Annotated in this window: 8 protein-coding genes and 1 other RNA gene; 7 read left to right on the forward strand and 2 right to left on the reverse strand. The window is 40.2% G+C overall.

The window, feature by feature from the left end; translation table 11 throughout:
- Nucleotides 1–88: 88 nt before the first annotated feature.
- Nucleotides 89–2380 carry a penicillin-binding protein PBP1A gene (pbp1a, locus tag ACWPVZ_RS01145; protein WP_414341062.1) on the reverse strand — a complete coding sequence of 764 codons (2292 nt, stop codon included), beginning with the start codon at nucleotides 2378–2380 and terminating at the stop codon, nucleotides 89–91.
- Nucleotides 2380–2976: a Holliday junction resolvase RecU gene (gene recU / locus ACWPVZ_RS01150; protein ID WP_347095301.1), complete on the reverse strand. Its 597-nt coding sequence runs from the start codon at nucleotides 2974–2976 to the stop codon at nucleotides 2380–2382. The genes pbp1a and recU overlap by 1 nt, the downstream gene beginning before the upstream one ends.
- Nucleotides 2977–3052: 76 nt before the next feature.
- Here recU and ACWPVZ_RS01155 point away from each other — a divergent pair, with 76 nt between their 5' ends.
- The 7 genes from ACWPVZ_RS01155 (at nucleotide 3053) to ACWPVZ_RS01185 (ending at nucleotide 11776) form a co-directional block, all read left to right on the forward strand.
- Nucleotides 3053–3568, forward strand: a complete 516-nt coding sequence (locus ACWPVZ_RS01155) for a DUF1273 domain-containing protein (protein ID WP_155222420.1) — start codon at nucleotides 3053–3055, stop codon at nucleotides 3566–3568.
- 108 nt (nucleotides 3569–3676) lie between these two features.
- Entirely contained in the window at nucleotides 3677–4009 is a 333-nt protein-coding gene (gene gpsB, locus ACWPVZ_RS01160; protein WP_347095303.1) for a cell division regulator GpsB, read from the forward strand.
- A gap of 14 nt (nucleotides 4010–4023) precedes the next feature.
- Nucleotides 4024–4391, forward strand: an RNA gene (gene rnpB, locus ACWPVZ_RS01165) — RNase P RNA component class B.
- A gap of 142 nt (nucleotides 4392–4533) precedes the next feature.
- Nucleotides 4534–5700, forward strand: coding sequence for a THUMP domain-containing class I SAM-dependent RNA methyltransferase (locus ACWPVZ_RS01170; protein ID WP_454380563.1), 1167 nt, complete (start codon nucleotides 4534–4536; stop codon nucleotides 5698–5700).
- 2 nt (nucleotides 5701–5702) lie between these two features.
- A complete protein-coding gene (locus ACWPVZ_RS01175; RefSeq protein WP_414341063.1) occupies nucleotides 5703–7703 on the forward strand; it encodes a cell division site-positioning protein MapZ family protein in 2001 nt (666 codons plus the stop codon).
- 105 nt (nucleotides 7704–7808) lie between these two features.
- A complete protein-coding gene (locus ACWPVZ_RS01180) occupies nucleotides 7809–10904 on the forward strand; it encodes a DEAD/DEAH box helicase (RefSeq protein ID WP_414341064.1) in 3096 nt (1031 codons plus the stop codon).
- Nucleotides 10905–11059: 155 nt separating this feature from the next.
- Nucleotides 11060–11776: a hypothetical protein gene (locus ACWPVZ_RS01185; protein WP_037598958.1), complete on the forward strand. Its 717-nt coding sequence runs from the start codon at nucleotides 11060–11062 to the stop codon at nucleotides 11774–11776.
- The last annotated feature ends 7 nt before the right edge of the window (nucleotides 11777–11783 follow it).

Genomic DNA, 11783 nt, shown 5'->3' on the forward strand with positions numbered 1-11783 from the left:
ACACTGGAAATTTTCCAGTGTTTTTATAGTTTCTTTAAAATTTATCGATAAAAAAAGAGTTATCCAATCGGATAACCCTTCTTATTTCTTATTCTTCTGCTGTAGCAGTGTTTGAATTCGAATGTTCAGAGCCGTTAGAGGCCGATGTCGATGGATTTGTTGAAGCATCAGGCCCATACTGTTGACTATCTTGTGAACTTGATGAGTCACTGCTTTGGCTCGAGTCTAAGCTTGATGACGAGCTAGATGTTCCAAGTGACCCTGTGTAAACATTTGATGTTGAAGAACCAGTAAGGAAGACATAGCTACCATTGTTATAAACACCACTAGGCATTTCAAAATCTTCAGAACCAGCACCATACATCTGGTTAAGGTAGCTACTTGTTACACCGTAGATTTGTTTAGCGATATCAAGGTCTGAACCGTAAAGTGGTGTTTTACGTTTTTTGTAACCTGTCCAAATCGCCATTGCATACTTAGTATTATAACCAACGAAAGTTTCATCCGGAACCATAAGGTCTGCATAGACACCACTTTCTTTTTGTACTTTATAGTACTCATCGTCACCGTAGTTAGATGTACCAGTCTTACCAGCATTGATTGTACCAGGAACATAAGCTTCAGTTGCTGTACCACCTGTCAATACTTGTTTCAACATACTTGACATCATGTAGGCTGTTTGTGGTGACATGGCTTCGACACCTTTAGAATCAAATGATTTAGTTGAACCATCTTCAAACTTGATTGATTTAATGTAAGATGGTTTATAGTAAGTACCACCATTTGCAAAGGCTGCATAAGCTGCGGCCATCTTCTCACTTGATGCACCATACTTAGAATCTGATGATGATGTTGAAGATGAGATGGCATTTGAGTAGTACATTTCTGGATACTCGATACCCAAATCCTTCAAGAAGGATTGAGCATATTCCAAACCAGCAGCTTGGAGTGCTTTAACGGCTGTAACGTTACGTGATTGTTGAAGTGCATAAGTCAATGAAATGCTTCCGTAATACTTACGGTCCCAGTTGTAAACTGGTGTTGAAGAACCTGGGAAATTGTAAGGATTATCGTAAACAGTCGTACCAGTGTTTGTATAAACACCTTTTTCAATAGCAGGAGCATAGTCAGTGATTGGTTTCATTGTAGAACCCCAGTCACGGTCTGTTTGAACAGCTTGGTTGGTACCAAGTGCAATGTTTTCGTCTTGGTGACGTGAACCCAATTGGGCAACGACACGACCATTAGTAACATCAATAATAGTAGAAGCAACTTGGAGACTATCGTTTGGATAGTATACGTAGTCGTTAGTATTATAGACGTTCCAGATATATTTTTGAATATCTGGATTAAGGTTAGTGTAGACGTCGAGACCTGCTGAGTAAATATCAGCGTTGGCATCGGTAGATACCTGTTCAATAACTTGTTTGATGTAGTTATCTAAGTATGGCTCATAGCTAGCTTTCTTCGTAAGTGGAAGAAGGCCATCTGATACATCAGTTGCTTTAGCTTGCTCGTACTCTTCTTTAGAAATATTCTTGTCTTCATACATTTCATCAAGAACAGTGTTACGACGTTCTTTGGCAGCATCTGGATTAGCATAAGGGTCATATTGTGTTGGTGCTTGTGGAATACCAGCAAGAAGAGCTGCTTGGGCAACAGAGAGGTCGCTCAAGTCCTTACCAAAGTAAGATTTAGCTGCAGTCTTCATACCGTAGTAACCATTACCCATATAAACCTTATTAATATAGAAGGTCAAGATTTCTTGTTTAGTGAATTGACGCTCCATTTGGAGTGACAACCAGATTTCTTGTGACTTGCGTTTAAGGGTTTGGTCAGAAGTGTTAGTTGAAAAGTAGGCTAACTTAATCAACTGTTGGTCGAGTGTAGATCCCCCTTGGGTGCTGCTACGACGAAGGTTGTTAACAGCTGCCCCCATGATACGGTAGACGTCAATCCCACGGTGAGTGAAGAAACGTTTATCCTCGATAGAGGTGATGGCATTAACTAGAGTTGTTGGAATTTCATCTGTTGATGCACTCTCACGTTTCTCAGCTCCCAAGTCGGCAACAAGACTACCATTAGCGTCGTAAATCTTACTTGAGTTTGTTGATTGCAGTTTGTTCTCGGTAAGTTTAGGAACACTGCTAACATAGTAGGCAAAGAGGCTACCACCAGCGATGACACAGACTACAAAGAAAGTAAGCAGTCCAATAAATCCGTATTTTGCAATACGCCAGCCCAAACTTTGGTCTGAAGCGGCAGAGCGTTTTCCTTTGCTATAGCGAGAAGAATCTGAACGCTTGACCTTGATGTTTTTAGCACGTTTAGTCAAACCGTTAAGTGATTCTTTAAAGTTGCTGAAATTAAATTTAGCCATTATGTGTTACCACCTAATAATTTTTCAATGATTTCTAAGTAAGGAACTTGAGGATAAGCTGCTTCTGCAATTGCATAGCCTCTTTTTTTGATATAATCAAGAGGCATTGATTTCGTCCCTTTATCAATCTGATAAAAAGCGATTAAGTCTTTGGCAGGCAGAAGGTAGGTTTCCTTAAGCGTCGAGAAGTGAAGTAGCACGAAGCAGATCCCATCTTGACTGATGACCTGAGACATGTGCTCAATTTGATGCGCATGAAAGTTTTTCATAGGCATGGATGTCTTTTGTCGTGTCTCTTTGGCTTCAAAATCAATGTAGTATCCTTTGTAAACGCCGGAGTAGTCGGTAGTAGAAGCTTGTCTAAAGTAAGCTTCTACAATCTTTGCCCGTGAGCGTTTGGGATAATCGACTTTGACAATTTGAACAGGGGTAGGTTTTTTATGAATAACGGCTAAACCACGCGACAAATAGTAATCATTAGTCGCGTTAATAGCAGTTTCAAAGCTCATCCCCCGATTGGCAAAGTCAACTCTATTTGATTTTTTAGGACGTACTTGTGCTATCTTATGAGATACCTGATGGGGATAGTTTACCATTTCTTTCCCTTCTTCTTTATAAGATATGCATAAAGACTATTTTATTATACCATAAAATGAACGAGGAAAACAACAAATGACATCACTACTGGTAACTGGCTATAAGAGCTTTGAACTCGGTATTTTTAAAGACAAGGACCCTAAAGTAACCATTATCAAGAAAGCAATCAAACGTGATTTGATGCGTTTCTTGGATGATGGTGTGGATTGGATGATTTTTACTGGGAACCTCGGTTTTGAATTTTGGGCACTAGAAGTAGCCAAAGAACTTCAAAAAGACTATCCTTTGAAATTAGCGACCCTCTTCCCTTTTGAAACGCATGGTCAGAATTGGAATGAAGCGAATCAAACAAAACTAGCAGCCTTTAAGCAGGTTGATTTTGTCAAGTACAGCTTCCCCGCTTACCAATCTCCAGCACAGTTTAAACAATTTAATCAGTTTCTCATTGACAATACAGATCAGGCTTATTTATTTTATGAACCTGAAAATGAAACAAATCTGAAATATTTTTACGGTATGATGTTAGAAGCAAGGGGTTATCCCGTATCTAGACTGACTTTTGATGACCTCAATGAAGTCATGTCGGAATAGGATATAATTGAATTTTAAACTTGCATTTTTATCTTTTTTTCTGTATCATAAAAACATTAGACAGTAAAGTATTAGTAAGTTAGATAAGACAAGTATTGGAGAATAAAAATGGCTAAGATTAATTTAACGCCCAAGAAAATCTACGAACAAGAATTTAAAACAAGCATGCGTGGATACGATAAAAAAGAAGTAGATGAGTTTCTAGACGATGTAATCAAAGATTACGGTGTCTATATTGCTTTAGTTAAGGAATTGCAAGAAGAAAATGCAAAACTGAAGGCTAAGACTTCATCAGCTCCTGCTAGTCGCCCAGCATACGCAAGTGCGACAAGTGAACCATCACGTGCGAATACCAATGTTGCTTCGGCTTCAAACTATGATATCTTAAAACGTGTCAGTCGTTTGGAGAAAGAGGTCTTTGGAAAACAAATCGTCGAATAAAACTGGTTTGTGCAATTTTTGGATAATCGCATGGTTGCTAGTCTTCCATGAGGAAAGTCCATGCTAGCACTGGCTGTGATGCCAGTAGTGTTTGTGCTAGGTGAATTAATAAGCCTAGGGACTTGATTTTCAAGTTACGGCGAGTGAACTGGCTAAGTCTTAGGATAGGTTTTAGTAACTCTGAAAGTGCCACAGTGACGGAGTTTTTAGGGAAACCTAAAAAGTGGAACGCGGTAAACCCCTCAAGCTAGCAACCCAAACTTTGGTAGGGGCATGGGATGGCTGGAAACGAACGGACCATCCTGACTGCTTTGCAGTAGACAGATGATTATCGAAGGAAGTGGTACCTAGTCACTTCTGGAACAAAACATGGCTTATAGAAAATTGCATATAGGTGAGGCTGGGACACATGTCTCAGCCTTCTTTTAGCAAGAATTCTCTCTTTTATATTTAAAGAAAAGAGTGGGTAATAAGCTATCGGTTAAGAAAGTTTGTACGCGTAACAATGAGATAAAAGGATAACAATGAAAGAAACATTTACATTAGTAGCAACTGCAGCAGCAGGTCTTGAGGCTGTGGTTGGACGTGAATTGCGTGAGTTAGGTTATGACACGCAGGTTGAAAATGGTAAGGTGCGTTTCCAAGGTGGTGTTCGTGCAATTGCTGAAACCAACCTTTGGTTGAGAGCAGCAGATCGTATCAAGATTGTAGTGGGTGAATTTCCAGCACGTACCTTTGAGGAACTCTTTCAGGGAGTTTTTGCTTTAGACTGGGAAAATTATCTTCCGCTAGGTGCAAAGTTCCCAATTTCTAAGGCTAAATGTGTTAAATCAAAGCTTCATAATGAGCCATCTGTTCAGGCGATTTCAAAAAAAGCTGTCGTTAAGAAATTGCAGAAGTATTTCCACCGTCCAGAAGGAGTGCCTCTCCAAGAAACAGGAGCGGAATTTAAGATTGAAGTCTCTATTTTGAAGGATAAGGCTACGGTTTTGATTGATACCACAGGTGCTAGTCTCTTTAAGCGTGGCTACCGTACTGATAAAGGTGGAGCACCGATTAAGGAAAATATGGCGGCTGCTATCCTTGAACTTAGTAATTGGTATCCGGATAAACCATTGATTGACCCGACTTGTGGTTCAGGGACCTTCTGTATTGAGGCTGCAATGATTGGTATGAACATTGCACCAGGATTTAATCGTGATTTTGCCTTTGAAGCATGGAATTGGGTGGATAAAGATTTAGTACAATCGGTACGTGATGAAGCAGATAGCAAGGCAAACTACGATATTGAATTAGATATTATGGGTTGTGATATTGATGGCCGTATGGTTGAAATTGCAAAAGCCAATGCTCGTGAGGCAGGTCTTGAAGATGTTATTAAATTGAAACAAATGCGTTTACAGGACCTGAAAACAGATAAAATCAATGGTGTCATTATTTCAAACCCTCCTTATGGTGAGCGTTTGTTGGATGACAAGGCTGTGGATATCTTGTATAATGAAATGGGTCAAACTTTTGCGCCACTTAAAACTTGGAGCAAGTTTATCTTGACCAGCGATGAACAATTTGAAAGCAAATACGGTATGAAAGCCGATAAAAAACGTAAGCTTTATAACGGGACCCTCCGTGTTGATTTGTATCAATATTTTGGAGAGCGTGTTCGCCGTTCTGAGGCTAAAAAGGTAAATTAAACGTGTCAGAAGATAAAACACAAAATGGCTATGAAGGTAGCCAAGAGCTAGATTTCCAAGATGCCAAGGAAATGACGGTCGGTGAGGCTGTCCGAAAAGAAGCCGAGATTAATGCTGGTGTAACAGAAACAGATAGCATTTTGGATAAGTATATCAAGCAACACCGTGAAGAAGTTGCCTCACAAAAATTTTCAAAGAAAATTGAAGCTGATGGCGATACATCACCTTTGGATGCTTTTATTCAAAAGCAACGTCAGGAGTTTGCGGATTCAGGTTTGATTGGTCAATCAATGGCTAATGAGTCAATCAACTCAACAACAGCTACTGAAGAAGTAACACCGGTCACATTTGGTTTTGGTGCTACAGATAACAAGGCTGATGAAACTCAATCTCATATTGACAAGCAGTTGCCAAATGCCCCTGTTGAACCTGAGGTTATTGCAGAACCAGAAAGTCAAAGTTCTGAAGTTATCATTACGTCAACAAATGCTGATCGTTTCATCACGTCAGAAACAGAAAAATTTGACCTTGGTGATGCACTCGCTGATTCATCTACTCCAACTAATCAGCCAGCCTATAACGATGCATTGGTAGATAATATTGATGATAACAATCCTTTGATTGCTAACATTGATGATCCAGAACCACAAAATTCTGCTGTTGCCAATATTGACGATACTGAGCCACAAGCTTCAAAACCTTTGTTGGATGATGCTGCTATTTCAGACACTATTGATTTGGCAGCTATTGCATCAACAGTGGCAGGGGTAACTGGAGCAAAAGCTGATGAAGAAAAGACAACACCAAAAGTGTCTATGGCAGTTAATCGCCCATCTGCAGAAGACAGAATCTCTTCAGAGTCTATTTCACCATCGTATAAGAGTGCCTTTGATGGTGACATTCCAGTTTACCGTCGTAAAGGTGTTGTTATCGGTGCTCTAGCAGTTCTTGCTTTAGCTATTATCGGTGGTAGCTATGCTCTTTATAAAGGAACACATAGCCAATCGGCGAAAACAACAAGCACAGCTTCTTCAGCAGTGACCTCATCATCAAGCAAGGATACGTCAGCTGCTGATAATAAGGCCTTTGAAGAAATGTATAAGAATTTCTTCACAGATGACGAGCAAACAAAACTCGCTAATGACCAATTTGGTAAGTTATCAGATTTGGAAAAGCTGCTCAAGAAATTGGAGAAAACCAAGTATTATGATGCAGCTAAGAAAAAATATGATAACTTGAAGAAACAAATTGAAGCTGTACAAAAGATTAACAGTCAGTTTGAGTCAGATGCTCTTGTAGATGGTAGCTATAATGCCTCTATCGCTGTTAAATCAGATGCTAACTTTAATAATCTTCCAGAAAGTGTAACAACAACTGGGAACGCGAGTCTCGATAGCACTGTCCAAGAAGCTATTAAGGGTGGTAAGACTCAACTTGAAGAAAAAGCTAAGGCTGCGAGTGCAACGTCTGCAGCGACAGCTTCTGAAAGTGTTAATACTGCTAGTCCTGCTGCACCTTCAGGTGATAACACATCTGGAGCAGCTTCTAATGGCGGTGGTGCGGCCGCATCAAATACTTCTGGAGCGCAAAATGGAGCAGCTAACTCAGCAGGTTCAACAGGTTCAACTGGTGCGACTGGAGGAACTACTGGTGGCTCAGCTGCAGCTTCAACAGTTGTAACACGCGGAATCACAAATTATAACCCATCAATCCTTCAACGTAATCGCTCACGTGTGCCTTATAATGCAAACGTAGTAGCAGATACAAGTAACCCAGCTTGGACATGGGCTGATGGTGTTCTTGATAAGATTATCGAAACATCACACTCACGTGGTTACTTCTCAGGAGATAACTTCATCCTTGAGCCAGTCAACATCATCAATGGTAATGGTTACTACAACTTGTACCTTCCAGATGGAACTTACCTCTTCAGTATTAATTGTAAGACAGGTTACTATGTTGGTAATGGTTCAGGTCACTCAGATAAACTTGATTACGAATAATAATCTGCGACACTCCTTCGGGAGTGTTTTTTGTTTTATCTTGGTGAAGGCCTAGTTTATAAGGATTTTGTGCTATAATAGAGGGATAAGATAGGGGTGAATACTATGGCAAAATTGATGCCGGGTAGAGTCCGTAATGAGGGTATTGAACTTTTTGAAAAGGATCTTATTACCATTCATCAGGTCTCAGAAACTCAGTTGGATACAACAGTTGACCAACATCATTTAATTTATGCACTCAATGATTCTGAAATCACGTGTGACTGTGATTATTTCGCTCAAAAAGGCTATTGTCCCCATTTGGCAGCGATTGAGTATTATCTAAAAAACGACAAAGAAGGCCAGCGTCTCTTGACAGAATTGGAAGAGGAACAAGAGTCCTCTCAGGGCCAAGAGCGAGGACACTCTTTTGGTGGTTTATTTTTAGAAGGCCTTTCCCTAAATGAGGATGATACTGTTAGATATAGCTTGATGGTAGAGGGAGAGGAATCTACCTTTGGTTCAGAGATTTGGTGGAGTATACGTTTACGTCGCTTACCAGATGAACGTTCTTATGTTATTCGAGATATTCCTGCCTTTCTCAAACTTGTAGAGGCTGAGGGTTATTATCAGATAGGTAAGAACTATTATGAACCCCTATCACTTATTCAATTTGACCAGACTTCACAGGCATTTTTAGACTTCTTAGGACGGATGATTCCAGATGAAGCCAAGACTAATTTAGACTTTATTTTACCGAATAATGCACGTCATCTTTGTCTCCCCTACGGTTTTTTTGAGGAAGGTTTGAGACGGATGCAAGATTTGGATGGCTTTAGGTTTGAATGGGAAGGAACCGAATATCACCGACTTTTGGTTGAGGATTTGACTGCTGATGCCCATCTCTTCTCGTTTGATATTTCTGTTGAGCCTAAGATGATTGAATTGACTGTTGCTGAGAAGAATAGTCAGGCCTTTTTTAATAATCGTATTCTCTTTTATCAAGGTGTTTTTTATCGTTTGAATCGAAAACAACAAAAACTTTTGGTTGGTTTACGCTCTCTTCCAATCGGAAGCGATTTGAATAAGCATGTCAGCTTTAATCTCGATGAACAAGCCATCTTAGCTGCTACTCTTTTTGATTTTAGGACTATGGGACCAGTTAAAGCTCCTAAATCCTTTAATATCAAGGATTTTACACCGAGATTTCACTTTGACCTGAAAGGTGACAGTGAGGTTATACTTACATTAGCCTTTGATTTTGATGATTTCCTAGTCCATAATCGACAAGAGTTGAGTCACTTAGGATTTACGAGTAACTATCGTCATGAGCAGGCTGTGTTCCGTTTGATGGCTAAGCATGGATTCACCCCTGATTTTCAGTCATCTAAACGATTAGATAGCAGTCAAGAGCTCTATGATTTCTTTACGAATACTCTAGCAGAATTTGAAAATACAGGGACGGTTCTGATTGGGCAGGAGTTGCGTGACTTACGGGTTGAACAGAGTCCACAGGTTCAGGTAGAGCGTCAGGGGAATTTATTAGATATTTCCTTTGATTTTTCAAGTCTTGACGATGAAGATGTGGATCATGCTTTAGCAGCTTTGATGGAAAGTTCGCCCTATTTTATCAATCGTAGTGGTCAGTTGATTGTTTTTGACGAGGCGACGCATCGTATTAGTGAGAGTCTCAAAACTCTAAGAGCTCGATATTCAGGGCAAGGTCACCTAGAACTAAATCAATTGACTGCCTATCAATTAATGGATGCTCTTTCAGAAAGTGATTCTGTTCGTTTTTCAAAAGATTTCCAACTCTTAACGCAACATTTGAGTAAACCAGAGACCTTTGATTTGCCAACTTATAAGGTAGAAGCTGACCTTCGTCCCTACCAGGAAAAGGGTGTTCAGTGGCTATCTATGTTGCATCACTATGGTTTTGGCGGTATCTTGGCCGATGATATGGGGTTGGGGAAAACCTTGCAGACCATTGCCTATCTCTCTGCACATTTAGAAGAAGAGCAACGAGTCTTGGTTTTGTCACCATCAAGCCTGATTTACAATTGGCAGGATGAGTTTAAAAAGTTCGCTCCTCAGTTAGATGTAGCGGTTTCTTATGGACTCAAGCCAAGACGTGATGACATCATTGCTGAAGACCACCAGATTATTATTACAAGCTACGCTTCCTTCCGTCAGGATTTTGATGCCTACAAGGCTGGTAAATATGACTATCTCATTCTCGATGAGGCTCAGGTCATGAAGAATACACAGACAAAGATTGCCCAATATCTACGTGATTTTTCTGTTCCACATTGCTTAGCACTATCTGGAACGCCTATTGAAAATCATTTGTTGGAGATTTGGTCTATTTTCCAGATTATTCTACCAGGACTTTTGCCAACTAAGAAAACTTTCCTTAAGTTAACACCAAAGGAAGTGGCTAGGTATATTTCTCCCTTTATTCTAAGACGTAGGAAAGAAGAGGTCCTTCCTGATTTACCAGATTTGATTGAAATCACTCACCAAAGTGAATTGTCAGATGCTCAAAAAGCTATCTATTTAGCACAATTGCAACAGATGCAGCAAGGTTTAATTTCTGCAAGTGATCAGGAAATCAACCGTCGTAAGGTGGAAATTTTGTCAGGAATTACCCGCTTACGACAAATCTGTGATACCCCAGCTCTTTTTATGGACTATGCTGGAGATAGCGGAAAATTAGATAGCCTAAGAGAGTTGCTTAGTCAAATTAAGGAATCAGACCACCGTGTTCTTATCTTTTCACAATTTCGTGGGATGTTAGATATTACAGAGGGGCTCTTACAAGAATTAGGTATTTCCTCTTATAAGCTAACAGGGTCAACGCCATCTGATAGTCGTCAAGAGATGACCAGAGCCTTCAATCAAGGAAGTCGAGATGCCTTTTTGATTTCTCTGAAAGCAGGAGGAGTGGGACTGAATCTAACTGGTGCTGATACGGTTATTCTGATTGACCTTTGGTGGAATCCAGCGGTAGAAATGCAGGCTATTAGTCGTGCGCATCGTATAGGTCAGGAACAAAATGTCGAAGTTTACCGTTTGATTACAAGAGGAACTATTGAAGAGAAAATTCTTGAGCTTCAAGAAGGCAAGAAGAACCTTGTAACAACTGTCTTGGATGGCAATGAAAGCCGTGCCAGCATGACTGTTGAGGACATTAAAGAAATTCTTGGTATTGCAATATCTTAATTTGTTATATTTGATATTGAAATACTAATACGTGAAAATGCTACTAGGCAAATCTTTTGAATTAGGCTATAATAGAATACTGCAAGACGTATCTTCACATTCCCGATTGTTTATATTAAGATACGCATCATCTCGAAAACGAAAGGAAGTCTTTTATGCATCGCCAAAGACGACAATTTCCGCTGATTCCAGACGGGGAATCTTGCTTGCAAGAACCGGTCTCTATGCGCCTATATGAAAATGAAGATTTAATAACAAATATCCGTGGCCCTTACCAAGATAAGGACTACAATGATTTGTTGCCGAACTATGATTTCTTGTCAGCTAAGCCTAGCAATCGTAAGCAGGCTTCAAAACGAGTGGAGACTCAAGAAGCTGGCATGACTTATGCAGAGGAAGCCCGTGAAAAGGCTAAGCGTGATGTCCGTGAGAAACGCCAAAAATTCCTCCGCCAAGAAGTTCAACAAACCAAACATACTAATAGCCGTCAACTAACTGCTAAGCCTAAGGTAGAAGCTAAGCCAAGCTTTGAGGCTACTGTTGAGCCAGCTGCTGTAACAACGGATAAAGGGCCAGTGACAGCATCTATCTTGGGAGCTCCTGTAAGTGCTATCAAGCGAACTTTAGCACCTAACGGGAAACACTCAAAAATCCATCACTTGGCAAATCGTCTGCAACAGGATTCTTACATCTTGGCAGAAGTGGCTCCAACCTATCAACAGCCTAGTAACCCATCTCGTAAGAAGGTCAAGAAAAATAGCTATGACTTCTTGAAACGTAGCCAGGTTTATAATTACCCAGAACGTCAAACTTACCGTGAACACCGAGTTGCTCAAGAATTAAATTTGACGCATTTAGAAGACGCAAACTAATCGCAGT

The sequence above is a fragment of the Streptococcus sp. Marseille-Q6379 genome (assembly GCF_965119505.1).